Annotated in this window: 13 protein-coding genes; 3 read left to right on the top strand and 10 right to left on the bottom strand. The window is 69.0% G+C overall.

The genetic code is table 11. The features are described from left to right. Positions 1 to 81: 81 nt before the first annotated feature. Complete coding sequence (locus ACFOY2_RS00645) at positions 82 to 639, bottom strand: hypothetical protein (protein WP_379525889.1); 558 nt, start codon at positions 637 to 639, stop codon at positions 82 to 84. A 292-nt stretch (positions 640 to 931) separates the two neighbouring features. Beyond that, on the bottom strand, positions 932 to 1,708 hold the full coding sequence (locus ACFOY2_RS00650; protein WP_379525890.1) for a Mut7-C RNAse domain-containing protein: 777 nt from the start codon (positions 1,706 to 1,708) through the stop codon (positions 932 to 934). On the opposite strand from ACFOY2_RS00650, the gene ACFOY2_RS00655 reads away from it, so the two are divergent. Then, positions 1,707 to 2,612 carry a TAXI family TRAP transporter solute-binding subunit gene (locus tag ACFOY2_RS00655; protein ID WP_379525891.1) on the top strand — a complete coding sequence of 302 codons (906 nt, stop codon included), beginning with the start codon at positions 1,707 to 1,709 and terminating at the stop codon, positions 2,610 to 2,612. The genes ACFOY2_RS00650 and ACFOY2_RS00655 overlap by 2 nt on opposite strands. Here ACFOY2_RS00655 and ACFOY2_RS00660 read toward each other — a convergent pair. The 7 genes from ACFOY2_RS00660 to ACFOY2_RS00690 all read right to left on the bottom strand — a co-directional run bounded on the left by ACFOY2_RS00660 (position 2,603) and on the right by ACFOY2_RS00690 (position 10,979). Beyond that, a complete protein-coding gene (locus ACFOY2_RS00660; RefSeq protein ID WP_379525892.1) occupies positions 2,603 to 3,937 on the bottom strand; it encodes a sensor histidine kinase in 1,335 nt (444 codons plus the stop codon). The genes ACFOY2_RS00655 and ACFOY2_RS00660 overlap by 10 nt on opposite strands. Further along, positions 3,934 to 4,599, bottom strand: a complete 666-nt coding sequence (locus ACFOY2_RS00665; RefSeq protein WP_379525893.1) for a response regulator transcription factor — start codon at positions 4,597 to 4,599, stop codon at positions 3,934 to 3,936. The genes ACFOY2_RS00660 and ACFOY2_RS00665 overlap by 4 nt, the downstream gene beginning before the upstream one ends. 9 nt (positions 4,600 to 4,608) lie before the next feature. Further along, positions 4,609 to 5,916 carry an MFS transporter gene (locus tag ACFOY2_RS00670; RefSeq protein WP_379525894.1) on the bottom strand — a complete coding sequence of 436 codons (1,308 nt, stop codon included), beginning with the start codon at positions 5,914 to 5,916 and terminating at the stop codon, positions 4,609 to 4,611. A gap of 121 nt (positions 5,917 to 6,037) precedes the next feature. After that, on the bottom strand, positions 6,038 to 8,200 hold the full coding sequence (locus ACFOY2_RS00675; protein ID WP_379525895.1) for a glycoside hydrolase family 6 protein: 2,163 nt from the start codon (positions 8,198 to 8,200) through the stop codon (positions 6,038 to 6,040). Positions 8,201 to 8,234: 34 nt separating this feature from the next. Beyond that, positions 8,235 to 9,218, bottom strand: a complete 984-nt coding sequence (locus ACFOY2_RS00680; protein WP_379525896.1) for a GNAT family N-acetyltransferase — start codon at positions 9,216 to 9,218, stop codon at positions 8,235 to 8,237. 41 nt (positions 9,219 to 9,259) lie between these two features. Further along, positions 9,260 to 9,505 (bottom strand): DUF2630 family protein, encoded by a 246-nt coding sequence (locus tag ACFOY2_RS00685; protein WP_379525897.1) that lies wholly within the window; start codon positions 9,503 to 9,505, stop codon positions 9,260 to 9,262. A 145-nt stretch (positions 9,506 to 9,650) separates the two neighbouring features. Then, positions 9,651 to 10,979, bottom strand: coding sequence for a hypothetical protein (locus ACFOY2_RS00690; protein WP_379525898.1), 1,329 nt, complete (start codon positions 10,977 to 10,979; stop codon positions 9,651 to 9,653). Positions 10,980 to 11,225: 246 nt separating this feature from the next. On the opposite strand from ACFOY2_RS00690, the gene ACFOY2_RS00695 reads away from it, so the two are divergent. Next, positions 11,226 to 12,149 (top strand): hypothetical protein, encoded by a 924-nt coding sequence (locus ACFOY2_RS00695; protein ID WP_379525899.1) that lies wholly within the window; start codon positions 11,226 to 11,228, stop codon positions 12,147 to 12,149. Positions 12,150 to 12,514: 365 nt separating this feature from the next. Next, positions 12,515 to 14,221: a 2-isopropylmalate synthase gene (leuA, locus tag ACFOY2_RS00700; protein WP_379526436.1), complete on the top strand. Its 1,707-nt coding sequence runs from the start codon at positions 12,515 to 12,517 to the stop codon at positions 14,219 to 14,221. Positions 14,222 to 14,367: 146 nt separating this feature from the next. Here the strand turns inward: leuA and ACFOY2_RS00705 are convergent, their stop codons facing one another. Then, a complete protein-coding gene (locus ACFOY2_RS00705; RefSeq protein WP_379526437.1) occupies positions 14,368 to 15,696 on the bottom strand; it encodes an IS256 family transposase in 1,329 nt (442 codons plus the stop codon). Positions 15,697 to 15,757 lie beyond the last annotated feature (61 nt).

Raw genomic sequence — 15,757 nt, forward strand, 5'->3', positions numbered from 1 at the left:
ATATCCGCCTCAGGATTTCACATCTGGAGCCGCGTACGCTCAAGGAGCTCCGGGTTTGTGTGGATATGTACGAGTAGCCAGTCAGCAGAACCCCTGCCCGGCTACTCGCTGGACGTCGATGGACGGCGCCTCGCCATCGTAGGGCGGCATCGTGGAGGCGGTAATCAACGGGCCGTCCGCCGAGCCGCCGACCTTCTCCAGGAAATCGGCCCATCCGACCGGCATGGTGAAAGCGGTGATGGAATACCACTGACCCGCGGTATTCGGATTCTCCCCTTCTAGGGAGACCGTGACGTTCCACCGCCCCGTGGACCTGGCGGTGTCGACGCGATAGAACTTCGTTTTCGACCGCGGTGTGCCCGTGGTGCGGCGCACCGCCACGATCAGGGTCATGCCGTCGGCCACGTTGGCCATTCCCAGGACCGTCTGGCAGGCCGAGGCGGTGGCGCCCGCGCCGGTGCCCGGAGAGGTGATGGCGATCGCGGGCGCGGCGCTCCTGGTGCCGGCCTGGGTGAATTGCACGATGGCGGTGGCGAGGCCGACCAGGGCGGTGGCCATGCCGGTGACGGCCGTCGCCTTCTTCCATCTCTTCGCCCCCGTCTCGGGGGCCCCGTTGCCGGGCTTCGCGTTATCGGACATATCGCGCAAATCCTCCAATCAGGAGTATGACCTGCGGCAAGGCGTACGATATGGGCCGAAATAGCGCGTCGCGGCTTCGGAAAGTAGGGCAAATCGGACTATTTCAGCCTTTTAGGGTATGCGAAAGGTGGCGTCGTCGTCTTGTGGATGTCAACGCCGAATTGTGAAAGATTCTCCGACTCTTGGGTTGAAGCATACACCTGAATAGCGTTATGGCCACTAATCAGGGAATGCTGGAACGGCCTAAGAATGTCCCAAAGAATGGGCACTTTCTGATCAACTCCGTGGCCATTTACGAAGAGGAAAGACGCCTTACCGGTTGCTGATGCGCGGCCCAGGCCAGCGCCGACCGCACGATCTCCTCCAGCCGCGCGCCGTGGGCGCCGTGCCAGTAGACCTGCCCGCAGTCGCGGCAGCGGCCGTAGACGTCGTAGTTGCGGCGGGTGCCCGCCTCCAGCAGGGGCTCCACCTCGCCCTTGGTCACCGGCACGAGCACGCCGTTGCACGCGGTGCAGCGCGTCCACGGGCGCAACGGCGGCGAGAAACGCTCCAGCAGGTCGCGGAGCTGGTCGGCGGGGCGGGAACCGTGCACGTACGCGCCCAGCCACAGCGCGCGGCGGCGCAGCAGGCCGCGGTCCTGGGTGAGCAGCACCCTGCGTTCCTCGTTGGCCTGCACCACCAGGGCCGGGTCGTCCATGTCGTTGTGGTAGGCCGTGTCGATGCCCAGCAGCCGCATCCGCCGCGCCAGCGTGCCCAGGTGCACATCCAGCAGGAAGCGCGGCTCCCGCGGAAGCTGCTGGGGCCGCGGCACGGGGTGCACCTCCACCACGTCGCCGGAGGCCAGCAGGTACGACGGCGGCACTCCGCGGCCGTCGGCCACCATCGGGCCCACCTCCGTGAGCGGGATGCCGATCGACTCGACGTGGTGGCCCAGCGTCGAGGTCGCGTCGGGAGTCACCTCCTGCCATTCCCGGCGGCGGCTCACGGGCAGGAACATCCTCAACTCGGATGAGATGCGCAGATGTGCGGTCACAGGTCCATTCTGTGACACCAGATACCGTGAATTCATGTCCATATCCCGTCGTGCCCTCCTCGGCCTGGCCGCGTTCGCGGCCGCGTGCTCGGGCTCGGGGGAGGACCTGCCGGAGCTGCGGCTGGCGACGGGCCCGGCCGGAGGGCCGTACGGGCAGCTCGGAGACCGGCTCGCCGAGGAGTTGCGGCGCGAGGGGCTGCGGGCGCGGGTGCTGCGGACCGCCGCCAGTGTGCAGAACCTGACGATGATGACCGACGGGCGGGCCGAGGCGGGGTTCTCGCTGGCCGACAGCGCCGACGACGCCGTACGCGTGCGCCGCCAGCCGGTCTTGGCGCTGGCCAGGATGTACATGAACTACGTCCACCTGGTCGTCGCCAGGACCTCGCCGATCACCGGGATCGAGGAACTGGCCGGGCGGGCGGTGTCGATCGGCGAGGAGGGCTCAGGCACTGCGGTCACCGCCACCCGCGTGCTGTCCGCCGCGGCGCTGGAGCGCCCGCCCAAGGTCGTCAGGCTGGAGCTCGACGCCTCGATCAAGGCCCTGCGCGGCGGCGACATCGAGGCGTTCTTCTGGTCCGGCGGCGTGCCCACCCCCGCCCTGGCCGCGCTCGACGACGTCCGCCTGGTGCCGCTGGAGCGGCTGGTGCCGGTGATGCGGCGCGGGTTCGGGCCGGTTTACGAGCACGCCACCGTCCCCGCGGGCACGTACGGGGGCGCCGCGCCGGTGCCGACCGTGGGCACCCCCAGCTACCTGATGTGCCGGGCCACGCTGCCCGGCGACCTGGCGTACACGATCACCGAGACGCTCTTCAACGCCCGCGACCGCCTCCAGGCCCCATCGGCGCCCGGCGGACGGCTCGACGAGCGCTACGCGATCGGCACCGGCGTCGTGCCGCTCCACGCCGGCGCGATCCGCTACTACCGCTCCGTCTACGGCTGATACGCCTGGTTCAGGCGCAGCTCTACGATCAGCCCGTGGGGCTCGGCCGGCAGCAGCCGCAGCGTGGCCCCGCACGCCCTGGCCAGCTCGGCGGCGATGGCCAGGCCCAGCCCGCTGCCCGGCACGTTGGCGTGCGCCCCGGAGCGCCAGAACCGCCCCAGCGCCTCCGAGCGCTCCTCCTCGCCCAGCCCAGGCCCGTCGTCGGCCACCCCCAGCACCCCGTCCGCCAGGGTGACCGTCACCGTGCCGCCCTCGGGCACGAACTTCTGGGCGTTGTCCAGGGCGATGTCGGCGATCCTGGCCGCCGCCTCCGGCACCTGCGCCGTCTCCCGCACCTCCGCCACCAGGGCCACCCGCTTGGCCGCGTACACCTCCCGCCAGGTCGCCAGCCGAGGCCCCAGCTCGACGGCCCTGCCCTCGACGGCCGCGCCCGCCTCCACCCTGGCCAGCGCCAGCAGGTCCTCCACCAGCAGCGCCAGCCGGTCCAGCTCCGCCATCGCCTCCTCGAACTCGGCCGTCCCCTCGCCGCGCAGGTGCGGCTCCAGGTTCTCCAGCCGCAGCCCCAGCACGGTCAGCGGCGTACGCAGTTCGTGGGAGGCGTCGGCCACGAACGCCCGCTGCCGCTCCATCGCCCCGGAGACCGCGTCGGCCATCGCGTTGAAGCGCTCCTCCAGCCGCCGCAGCTCCGACGGGCCCGCGCCCGGATGCGCCCGCGCGTCCATCCGGCCCTGCGCGATGGCCTGGGTGGTGCGGTCGAGCTCGGTGACCGGACGCAGGATCCAGCGGGCCAGCCGCCTGGCCGCCAGCGCCGAGTACGCCACCGCGACCAGCGCCCCGACCGCGAGTGTCGCCCACACCAGCAGCACCTCGGCCCTGGCCCGCTCGGTCGGCGCCTCGATCAGGACCACGCCGGAAAGCTGCGCGTCCCTGCCCGCCGGCTCGGCCAGCAGCACCATGGCCGGGCCGAACGGGGTGATCGTGGGCAGGTCCTCGGTCGTGCGGCCGGCCAGCGCAAGACGCAGCGCGTCACGGTCGTCGGCGTCGAAGCGGCCCGCGGTGACGCGGATCGAGCCGCCGCGGTCGCGCACGCGCACGGCCGCGCCGTACAGGTCGGCGTAGCGGGTGACCTCGGCCATCAACCCCGAATAGTCGTTGTCGCGCGCCGCCTGGTCGGCCAGTTCGGCGAAGCGGGTGGCGTCGGCGCGGCGGTCGAGCAGCAGGCGGTTGGTCCTGTGGGTGGCGTAGGCCAGCCCGAGCGGCACGGCCAGCGCTGCGATGAGAAAGACGATCAAGGTGGTGAACGTGATCACCAGGCGCGAGTTCACGCTGTCGAGCCCAGCCGGTAGCCGGTGCCGCGCAACGTCTCCACCAGCCCCGGACGGCCGGTCTTCGAACGCAGATTGGCCACGTGGACGTCGAGCGAGCGGGACGCCGACAGCAGCGGGTCGCCCCAGACCTCGTCGAGGATCTCCTCCCTGCCCCGCACCACGCCCGGCTCACGGGCCAGCAACGCCAGCACCTCGAACTCCCGCCTGGTCAGCGTCACCGCCTCCCCGGCCACCATGACCTGCCTGGACTCCAGGTCGATGCGGACGTCGCCCACGCTGACCACGTCGTCGCGGGCCGGCCTCGGCCGGGTGCCGCGCCGTACCACCGCCTCCATGCGAGCCATCAACTCCACCGTGCGGAACGGCTTGACCAGGTAGTCGTCGGCCCCGGAACGCAGCCCGCGCAGCACCTCCCGCTCCTCCGTACGGGCCGTGACGACGATGAGCGGCACCGCCGACACCCGGCGCAGGCGGCGCAGCACCTCGAGCCCGTCCATGTCGGGCAACCCCAGGTCGAGCAGGACGAAGTCGACGCCCCCCGCCAGTCGGAGGGCGTCGACGGCCAGCCCCGCCCGGGTGACCTGATGGCCGTGGCGGGCGAGTGCCGTGGTGAGCGCGGACGCGAGCCGATCGTCGTCCTCGACCAGGAGAACGCGCATAATGCCAGGTTAGACCGGTACGGAGTCCTTCGCGGACTGCTCGGCCCGCGACAGGGCGGCGTCCTTGGTCTCCCGCATCGTGAGGTAGACCACAAGCGACACGGCCGCGCAGCCGGCGACGTACCAGAAGTAGCCGGACTCGATGCCGTTGTTCTTGAACCACAGCGCCACGTACTCGGCGGTACCGCCGAACAGGGCGTTCGCGATCGCGTACGGGAGCGCCACACCGAGCGCGCGCACGTGCGTCGGGAACAACTCGGCCTTGACCACGGCGTTGATCGAGGTGTAGCCGGTCACGATGATCAGGCCGATCAGCGAGAGCACCAGCGCGCCGCCGAACCCCTGCACCCCGCCCAGCGCCGTCATCAGCGGCACCGTGCCCAGCATCGACCCGATCCCGAACGTGATCAGCAACGGCCTGCGCCCGATGCGGTCCGACAGCCCTCCGGCCAGCGGCTGCAGGCACATGAAGATGAACAGCGCGCAGAAGCTGACCAGCGTGGCCGTCTCCTTGGGCAGGCCGGCGCTGAGGGAGAGGTACTTGGTGAGGTAGGTGGTGTAGGTGTAGTACGCGACCGTGCCGCCCATGGTCAGGGCGATGACCAGCAGCGCCTCTTTCTTGTGGGCCATCAGCGCCTTGATCGTGCCGCGTCCGGCCTGCCCGGCCTCGCGCTCCTCCTCGTCGTACGCCTCGGTCTCCAGGAGGTTGCGGCGCAGGTAGAACACGACCGCGGCGGCCGCGGCGCCGACGATGAACGGGATGCGCCAGCCGTAGGAGTGCAGCGCCTCCGTGGACATCGTGTTCTGCAGGATGATCTGCAGGCCGAGGCCGACGAGCTGGCCGGCGGTCATGGAGACGTACTGGAAGCTCGACGCCAGTCCGCGGCGGCCGCGCGGGGTGGCCTCGGTCAGGTACGTGGCGCTGGCCGCGTACTCGCCGCCGACCGACAGGCCCTGCAGCAGGCGCGCGACCACCAGCACCACGGCGCCGAAGTAGCCGACCGACTCGTACGTCGGCGCGATCGCGATCAGCAACGCGCTGGCCGACATCAGTGTGACGGTGAGCGTGAGCGCCGCCTTGCGGCCCTTCCTGTCGGCGTAGCGGCCGAGCAGCCAGCCGCCGAGCGGGCGCATGAAGAAGCCGACGGCGAAGATGGCCGCGGTGTTGAGCAGCTTCGCCGTGTCGTTGCCCTCGGGGAAGAAGGAGGCGGCGAAGTAGACGGCGAAACTGGTGTAGACGAACCAGTCGTACCATTCGACCAGATTGCCGATGGAACCGCCGGCCACTGCCTTCCACGGCACGCGTGCTTTGCTCACGTTCGAAACCTCCTGGGGGGAGTAGTTGCAGGCAGAGCCTGATCCCAGAAGGATGTTCGGACAAGGGAGGCGGGGGCAGATCTAACGTCCGCTTAACATGAGCTCTTACCTGGGCTTAACCTCACGGCAACGCGGGGTTGGCATTCACCGCCCGCTCCAGCGCCATTTCGGGCCACCACTCGCCGGCCTTCGGCGCGACCTTGCCGTACTCGGGGTCCTTGTCGCCGTCCGTGCCGCGCCGGCACCTGCCGCTGGAGGCGCCCGCCTTGGCGATCCACAGGTAGGCGTCGACCAGTTCCTCCTTCGTGTCGGTGGTGGGCCGGTCGCCGACGCCCCTGCCCGGAGGGTTGCACCACGTCTGCGGGTCCTTGTACGTCTTTTCCGGCCGCCAGGAACCCTGGCCGTTCCTGGCGGTGTCGACGACGAAGTGGGGCATCGTCGCCGTGTTCACCTGGGCGTCCGGCGGGCAGGTGTTCTTGCGGGTCTTGCGCTGGACGCTGACGCAGGCGGACAGCTTCTTGCCGTACTCGACGGCCCTGGCCGTGCGCTGGTAGGCGGCCGTGTTGATGAAGAACCCGTCGGCCTTGTCGACGCCCGCCTTGATCAGCCGCTCGGCCATGGTCTCGGTGCCCGGGTAGAGGTCCTGGGCGCCGTCGAGGTAGACGGCCGTGCTGGGGTTGGCCTTGAGGGTCCGCACGGCGTCGGCGACGTCCTTGAACCGCTCTTCGGGGGTGCCCGGCAGGGTGGCGCAGTCTTTCAAGCCGGGGAGCTTGACCAGGCTGGAGGGCTCCAGGATGACCACGGCCGGGGCCTTGCCGATCTTGCCTGCTATGCCTCTGAGCCAGCCCTGGTAGGTGGCCATGGCGCCGTCCTGCACGGGCTGGCAGTCGCCGCCGGGCATCAAGTTGATCAGGAAGACGGGGACGCGGCCGCCGGCCTCCTTCGCGTCCGCGAGTGTCTCCTCCACCTCGGCCTGGCCCCCGGACTCGTCCAGGCGGATGACATGCGGGACGTTGGCCAGCTTGTCCATCAGCGCCGCGTCCCCCTTGCGGCCCTCCCTCTCCCACACGACGGCCTGGTTCTGGGCGGCGGGCTCCGGCCGGGAGTAGAAGCGGACCTCTCCCTGGGCTGTCAGCGGGTTCTGGCCCGCGGACTGGATGGCGCCGTCGGTGGCCGGGAGGTTCTGCACTCCCGTCGCCTTGGCTGTGGGGGTGGCGGTGGTGCTCGAGTCGCGCCATATGAGGGCCGCCGAGGCGCCTGCCACGGCGACGACCACGGCCGCGGCGGCCGCCAGGAGCCTGCGCTGGTTGAACGCCTGCTTCGGCTCCTGTTCCTGCTCTGAGAGAGGCGGGTGCGGGGCGCCTGTTGGATGCGTCTGCCCCGACCCCAGCCCACTCGGTCCGGTACTGCCCGGTTCCGCCGTTGCGCCGCCCGGAGGCGGGGTGGGCGCGGCCGGGGTGGGGAGGCCCGGGGTGGGGAGGAGGCCGGTGGCGGTGCTGAGGCGGTCCATCAGGTTCTGGGCCGTGGGACGTTCGGCGGGGTTCTTGGCCAGCGCGGCCACGACCAGCTCCTGTAACGTGCCGGACAACCCTCGCAGATCCGGCGGTTCGTTGACGATGCGCAGCAGGATCGACGGCACCGAGCCCGTCCCGAACGGCGGCACGCCCCCGGCGGCGAAAGCGACCGTACAGCCCCACGAGAAGATGTCGGACGCCGGCCCGATCGTCGCCCCCGACACCTGCTCGGGCGACATGTACGACGGCGTCCCCACGATCGAACTGCTGACCTCCGCGTCGGTGAACTGCGCGATGCCGAAGTCGATCACCTTGGGCCCCACCTGGGACAGCAGCACGTTCGACGGCTTGAGATCGCGGTGCACGACCCCGGCCCCGTGGATCGCCCGCAACGCCATCGCCATCGCGGCCGCCAGCCCCTCAAGGGCCGATCCCTTCAGCGGCCCCGACTCGCGGACGGCATCGCCCAGGCTGGGCCCCTCGACATACTCGGTGACCAGATACGCGACATCGCCGCCCACGTCGGCGTCGAGCACCGGAGCCGTACAGAACCGGGCGACCCGCTTGGCCGCGGCCACCTCGCGGGCGAAACGCCGCCTGAAGCCGGCGTCGGCGTCCATCCTCGAATGGATCAGCTTGACGGCCACCTGTAAACCGTCGGGGCCCCGCCCCAAGTAGACGACACCCATCCCGCCCTCGCCCAGGCGGCCCAGGAGCGCGTACGGCCCCACCTGGCGCGGATCTCCGTCTCTCAACGCCTCCAAGGTCATAGAGGCTCAGATTAGCCCGCCGAGGAGGAGTGTTCTATGCCTGGACGTCCAATCGCCGCAGAGTCCATTCGTCGAAGAGCTCGAACCCCATGGCCTCGTTGATGGCGAGCATGTGGCTGTTGGAGATGGCGTTCCAGGTGATGATCCGCTCGACCAGGGGCTCGCGTTCGCGCAACCAGAACAGGTTGGCGAGCTTGAGCAGCAGGCCCAGACGATGGCCACGGTGCTCCTTCAGCACCGTCGTGTCCGCCTGGTGGCCCCAGCCGTCGGAGCCGTCGCCCTCGACGACGATGCGCGTGTATCCGGCGGGCGCGCCGTCGGAGTCGCGGCGGGCGATCATGGTGTAGCCGGTTTCGCCGACCGCGGCCATCGACTCCTCACGCTCGCGGAGGTGTTCGACGGTGTAGTTCTCGTCCTCGAAGTCGCCGTCGCGCGGGGCGTCGTTCATGCCGTTCATGACCGTGGCGAGGTCGGGCAGCAGCTCAGGGGGCGTCGGGCCGATCCAGCGTTCCAGACGGTAACCGTCCGCAGGGGGACGCATGCGCTCCAACGCCTCCCAGTCGACCTTGCGCAGATCGAGCGTGCGGCGGGCCTCCCTGAGCGACTCCGTCATGCCGTGCGCGATTGCGAAGCGCGCACCGGAACCGGTGGCGGCCGTCTCGACGACCAACAGCTTCCTGCCCTCGGCCCGCACCCGCCGCACCGCGTGCTCGAACAGCGCCGAGCCGAGCCCCCGCCCCTGGCGTTCAGGCCTGACCGCGAGAGGGAACAACGAGGCCGTGTGAACGTTGTGGTGCAGCGGCAGCGACAGGGCGTAACCGCCGACGACCACACCGTCCTCGACCACCACCCAGGCCTCGGCCCGCCTGCCAGGATGGCCCACGCGCATGGAGCGGCCGAAGCGGGCCGACGAGATGGGCGGGCCCTGGTCGTCGACGGCGTAGGCGCTCACGTACGCCTCGTGCAGGCTGTCTACCAGGTCGCCCTGCTCGTGGGCATCCAGTCGCTGGATCCTCATGCGTCCAGCAAAGCGCACCCGCACCTGCCGCCGCGAACGATTTACTGGCGGTAGTCCTCGATCGTCCGGCCTGTGCGGGCGGCGGCGTCATCGGGGTCCTCGCCTGCGCCGCGCCTGGCCCGGCGCTGCCTGAGCAGGTCCCAGCACCGGTCGAGCGCCGTCTCAAGCTCCTTGACGCGGGCGTGCTCCTCGTCGGTGGTGACCTCTCCGGCCGTCAGCTTTTCACGCAGTTCGTGCTCCTCGTCGACCAGAGCACTGATCTTGGTGAGAATCTCGTCGTCGCGCATGCCGAAGACTCTAGTCACCACGTGATAAAACACGCCTTATACGTGGTATTGCGCTGGTAAGGAAGCCGGGTTCCCGTATCGCGGAGGGGATCGTCACCCATATCGAGCGCGAACCCGTGGACTATGGGTGGCCGCGGGGCCTTCTTCAGCTGGACGATGGTCGGCGAGCCCAGTCCGGTGACTCCCGTCTGACGGCCTCGATCGCTCTCGGCGTGGGGCGTCCGATGGCCTGGGAGACCTGTTCGAGAGGTACACCGAGCACCTCCGCCCAGCGCCGGCGCCAGGACAGTCGTCGCGCGGCCAGTCGGGCAGGGCGATCGTCGGCAGCGCGGCGACGGCGATCGGCCTCCGCGCGGGCTGCGCTCTCCGTCCGTAGCCAAGGCGGGCGGTTCCGCAGCAAATGCTCGACGTGCTGGGCGGACCAACGACCGCTCTTGGGACGCAGCAGCCGGATCACTTCGGCAGGAAGGCCGAAGAGCTCCGCCACTGTCGCGTTGGACAGACGGGAGGCCGCCCGATCGGCTGCCTCGACGACGGCCCGTTCAGCCTGGCGGCGTCGAGAGGCTTCTGCCGCGGCACGGTGCGTCTCGGCGTGGGCGGCCTGTCGCAGTTCCTGATCCGCCCGAGCCTGCAACAGCCAGAGAGGCGGCGCGGAGAGCAGCTCATGGAGCAGGCGCGAGAACAGATGATCTCCGAATCGGGGAAGATCGGTGGGCATCAGGTCGATGGGAACGCCAAGTTCCCGTTCGGCTGCCGCCGGCGGGACCAGGAGACCGATCAACTCAGTCGCCCGTGTGAGCAGACCGGTGAGCATCGCCTCCAGGTCGGCGCGGGGCAGGCGGGCTGCGCGCAGGGTCGCGACGAGCGGGGGGACGAGCGGGTCAGCGATGAGGCGGAGCCGCTTGACAGGGCCAGGCCAGATACCGGCGGCCTCCATCAGCGCCGCGGTCCAGACGAGCACCTGGACCGGATCTCCGTCGGGGGCGGGCTTGGCGGCCTCGACCTCAGCGCGAGCCGTCTTCGCTCGCTCCAGGTTGAGCCTGCGGGTGCCGGCCGCCTTTCTGGCTGCTTCGGAACGGGAGTAGGCGCGTGCCGCGGCTCGGAGTTCGGCGTCCGCGTGGGCGAGGTCTGCCAGCGCGTCAACGTCCGCTGCGCGGTAGTAGCGAACCACAAGAGTCCGGCCATACTTCCTGATCTCCTCGACGGCGACAGGGGCCAGGCCGGCGGCGATCTGTTTGAAGCGTTCAGCCGAGACGCCGAGCCTGGCAGCTGCCTGGCTGACGTTGCACCGATGCTCGGCGGCCAGCATCCGCCGGAAGCGCTCCGCATCGGTCTGTGCCGCGTTGACCGAGACGGGGTCGAAGGTGCGGTCGGGAAGGCGTCTCAGCAGGCCGGTCTCGACGGCCAACTCAACCTCCCAGACGGCGAGCCCAAGCAGCTCGCGAACCTTTTCACGGCCCACCCCGCGCGCCATGGTGCCCACCTTTCTCGCCGAGGGCGTCGCTGAAGAGTCTGCCGGGGCACTACGACAGTTTCAGGAGGACGGTTCGTCGCTTGCCCGAGTTCGAGGACTGCCGCTGCCTCGTCATCGCGCAGGAGACATACGCTCACGCGTGACCTTGTCCTTCGTGACCGAGCACTTCAGTTGGCGGACTCCGGGCGACCGCCAGATGTAGTCCGTACTCAATGCCAGATTGAGTTGTTCTGGACTCGTTCTGGCATGGCCAGCGCCGACAATAGGGAAATGCAGGATCTATCGACCAGCGCTGTCCTGGGGCGTGCAGCCCTCGTCGGGTTGGTGACGGGCATCCCCACGGCCATCATCTGGGGGGACATGCAGGGGGAGGACTTCGACGGGACCGTTCTCCCGCGGGCCATGTTCCTCCTGGCGATGATCCTGGGCACGGTGGGCGCGCGGCTGGCCGGGCTGCCGTGCTGGGGCGGGGTCGGTCTTGCCGGGGGCACTGCGACTTGGCTGCTCGTCGGTGCCCTCGCGGTGCTGGTGCCGGTGCCGGAGTCGGAGTATTTCGGCTCTCTACTGGTCCTTGTCGCCCCTGTCTACGTGGTCGGCGGTGTGGTCGGCTTCGCCCTGTCGGCGTGGTCGTTCATGTCGCCTCTTCGCTGGTGGGCGGTAGCCCTGGTCGTAGCCGTGCCCCTCGGATCTTGGGGCGCGGCGCAGTACAAGCCGCAGATCCTGGCCTGGCTTGAAGTCCGCAGCTTTGAGAGGTCCGGCGTGCCGCTGATCGCTCCAGCGATCCAGGGTTACCGGCTGGTCCACGTGGATCTCAATGCCGCCGGGCAGTACGAGCCGGAACCGTCCACCTGGCTGGAGTACTGGCGGGACGCCACGCCGAATCGGGGATTCTCCGAGATCCAGGTCACGGTCTGGCCCGCCGCGGTTGGAAACCCGCGGGATTCCTGCCTGGCGGTCACCGAGAATTTTGGAGTTCGGCTGCGATGCGAATCGCTCCCGGGAGACCGATGGGTCTGGACCGGTGCCGGGTCCTCCTGGGTCACCGGCTTCGCCAGGTCGGGCGATGCGCTGGTCATGCTCAACGGTTCGGGTATCGCTGAGGCTGACCTGGTGGCAGTGCTGTCCACTTTCCGTCCCATCTCGGCCTACGAGCTTGCCAAGGTCACGTGACCAGCAGGAGTACGGCGGTGCCTGGCCTGGCATTGCGCCTTCTACCGCGCTACTCGAAAAGCACTTATTTGTCGCGATAAAGGTTAATATTTCCGAATACGAAAGCTGGAGGGCTGCGTCACCCGCCTCAGCGTCCCAATCCCCAGTCCGGCTGGACTGACCTGCCCACCTGGGGATGACACGCCACCTTTCTCAGGATTCGAGATGTGGGACAGCGCATCCCAGAGCGTCTGGTAGCGTGCTTGGCATGCTGCGCGGCCTCCTGCTTAGCTGCCGCGGCGAGGGCCTCTAAGGCCGGCTCCCTCGCCGCGGAGCCTGTCGTGCGCGTCGGCCGCTTTCTTCCGACCGACGAGGAGCAGCAGACCATGACCGCTCAGCAGCCCAGCCGCATGCCGATCAAGCGCTATCAGCCGTTCGAGCCGATCCGCCTCACCGACCGCACCTGGCCTGATCAGGTGATCACCAGGGCGCCCCGATGGTGCGCGGTGGACCTGCGCGACGGCAACCAGGCCCTGATCGACCCGATGGATCCCCACCGCAAGCTCCAGATGTTCGAGCTGCTGGTACGCATGGGCTACAAGGAGATCGAGGTGGGCTTCCCGGCCGCCTCGCAGACCGACTTCGACTTCGTCCGGCAGATCATCGAAGAGGGCCGCGTCCCCGACGACGTGGTCATCCAGGTGCTGACCCAGGCCAGGCCGGAGCTGATCGAGCGCACCTTCGAGTCCATCGAGGGCGCCAAGCAGGCCATCGTCCACCTGTACAACTCGACCTCCACGTTGCAGCGCCGCGTCGTCTTCGGCCAGGACAAAGACGGCATCACCGCCATCGCGGTCGAGGGCGCCAAGCTGGTCAAGAAGCTGGCCGACGCGACCGACGTGGACGTCCACTTCCAGTACTCTCCCGAGTCCTTCACCGGCACCGAGCTGGAGTACGCCGTCGAGGTGTGCGACGCGGTCAACGACGTGTGGCAGCCCACCCCCGACCGCAAGGTCATCATCAACCTGCCCGCCACCGTCGAGATGGCCACCCCCAACATCTACGCCGACCAGATCGAGTGGATGCACCGCAACCTCAAGCACCGCGACTCGATCATCCTGTCGCTGCACCCCCACAACGACCGGGGCAGCGCCGTGGCCGCCGCCGAACTGGGCTACATGGCCGGCGCCGACCGCATCGAGGGCTGTCTGTTCGGCAACGGCGAGCGCACCGGCAACGTCTGCCTGGTCACCCTGGGCATGAACCTGTTCTCGCAGGGCATCGACCCCGAGATCGACTTCAGCGACATCGACGAGATCCGCCGCATCACCGAATACTGCAACCAACTGCCCGTGCACCCGCGTCACCCGTGGGGCGGCGAGCTCGTCTACACCGCCTTCTCCGGCTCCCACCAGGACGCCATCAAGAAAGGCTTCGAGCACCTGGAGCGAGACGCCGCCGCGGCCGGGGTTCCGGTCGACGAGTTCACCTGGGCAGTCCCGTACCTGCCGATCGACCCCAAGGACATCGGCCGCTCCTACGAGGCCGTCATCCGGGTCAACAGCCAGTCGGGCAAGGGCGGCGTCGCCTACATCATGAAGGCCGACCACCAGCTCGACCTGCCGAGGCGGCTGCAGATCGAGTTCTCCAAGGTCGTGCAGTCCCGAACCGACAGCGAGGGCGGCGAGATCAGCCCGGCCGCGATGTTCGACATCTTCCGCGACGAATACCTGCCCAACCCGGCCAACCGCTGGGGCCGCCTCAGCCTCATGGCCCACCGCCACGAATCCACCGTGGACGAGAAGGACCGCATCGGCGCCGACGTCCGCCTCGACGGGGAGATCCGCGAGATCGACGGCACCGGCAACGGCCCGATCTCGGCGTTCATCGACGCCATCGCGGGGGTGGGCATCCAGGTGCGCGTCCTCGACTACGTGGAGCACGCGCTGAGCGCCGGCACCGACGCCAAGGCGGCGTCCTACCTGGAGTGCGAGGTCAACGGGCGGGTGCTGTGGGGGGTCGGCATCGACGCCAACGCCACCACGGCCTCCCTCAAGGCCATCATCTCCGCGGTCAACCGCGCCTCCCGCTGATTCTCTGTATCCGGCCCCGGCACCGACCTGCCGGGGCCCGGCTTCTCGGGTACGCGCCCACAAGGCCCCGTGCCCACTCACTCGGCCGCGCCGAGCTTGTCACTTCAAGTGTGTAAAGATCCTTTCTGGGTGATGAAGGGTCTTCTTTACCTGATCCGGCCTGGATAGGCGATGTCGAGTTCGATGAGTGCTTCGCGCCAGCCGATGGTGCGTTGACCTTCGATGAGGCGGGCGGTGCTGGGCGAGTTCTTGATTTTCCCGGTTTGTTCCTTGTGTGTGGCGCGTTCGCGGGCGCGTTTGTCCTCGATGTTGATGATGGCCAGCCAGAGCAGCTTGACCACGGCGTCGTTGCCGGGGAAGTGCCCGCGGGCCTTGGTGACCTTGCGCAGCTGGTAGTTCAGGGACTCGATGCCGTTGGTGGTGTAGAGCAGTCGGCGCACTCCGGGAGTGAAGGCGAAGAACGGGGTGAACCGGTCCCAGGCGGTCTCGAACACGCGGGCCGCCTGCGGATACCTCTCGCCCCAGGTGGACGCGGTGAAGTCGGCCAGGGCGTCGAAGGCCGCCTGCTCGCTGGGCGCGGTGTAGATCTTCTTCAGCTCGGCGGCCACGGCGGCGCGGTCGCGGCGGGCCACCGGCCGCAGCGCGTTGCGGATCATGTGAACGACGCAGGTCTGCACGGTGGTGTACGGGAACGCCGCGTGGATGGCCTCTTCGAAGCCGTTCAGGCCGTCGGTGCAGGCGATGAGAATGTCGCACACTCCGCGGTTTTTCAGGTCGGTCATGACCGCGCTCCAGAAGCGGGCCGACTCGCCGGCGGTGGCGTGGTCGAGTGGGGTCTTGGCCAGCCAGATGCCCAGGACGTGTTTCTCGCCGTCGGCGTCGATGCCGATGGCGAGGTAGGCGGGTTTGGCCTGGACGCTGTGGTTGTCGCGCACTTTGACCACGATGGCGTCCAGGAACACCACCGGGTAGACCGCCTCCAGCGGACGGGCCTGCCAGGCGCGGACCTCTTCCAGCACGGCGTCGGTGATGTTGGAGATCGCCTCATGGCTGAGTTCGACCTCGTAGATCTGGCGTAGGTGGTGCTGGATGTCGCGCACGCTCATGCCGTGCGCGTACAGGCTGATGATCATGTCGTCCAGGCCGCCGGAGATGCGGCCGGCGCGTTTGGGCACCAGGATCGGCTCGAAGGTGCCGGCCCGGTCGCGCGGCACGGTCAGCCGGACCGGCCCGACTCCGGTCTGCACGGTCTTGCCGATCTTGCCGTTGCGGGAGTTGCCGGTCCCGTTGCCGGCCGGGTCGTGCTTGCCATAGCCCAGATGCGACGACAGCTCGGCCTCCAGGGCGCGTTCCAGCACCGCCTTGACCAGCTCGCCGAGCATCGAGCCCTCGCCGGTCAGCCGCAGCCCGCCCTTGCCGTCTTTCGAGCGCTCCAGCAGCAGGTCCAGCACTTGATCGCCGAGCAGGTCGCGCAATGGCACCTCGCCTTCACGATGGGGGGATTTTTCCCCGCCATGATGAGCAGCCCGTGCCAAA

Origin of the sequence: Nonomuraea purpurea (assembly GCF_042650645.1) — a bacterium.
GTDB lineage: Bacteria > Actinomycetota > Actinomycetes > Streptosporangiales > Streptosporangiaceae > Nonomuraea > Nonomuraea purpurea.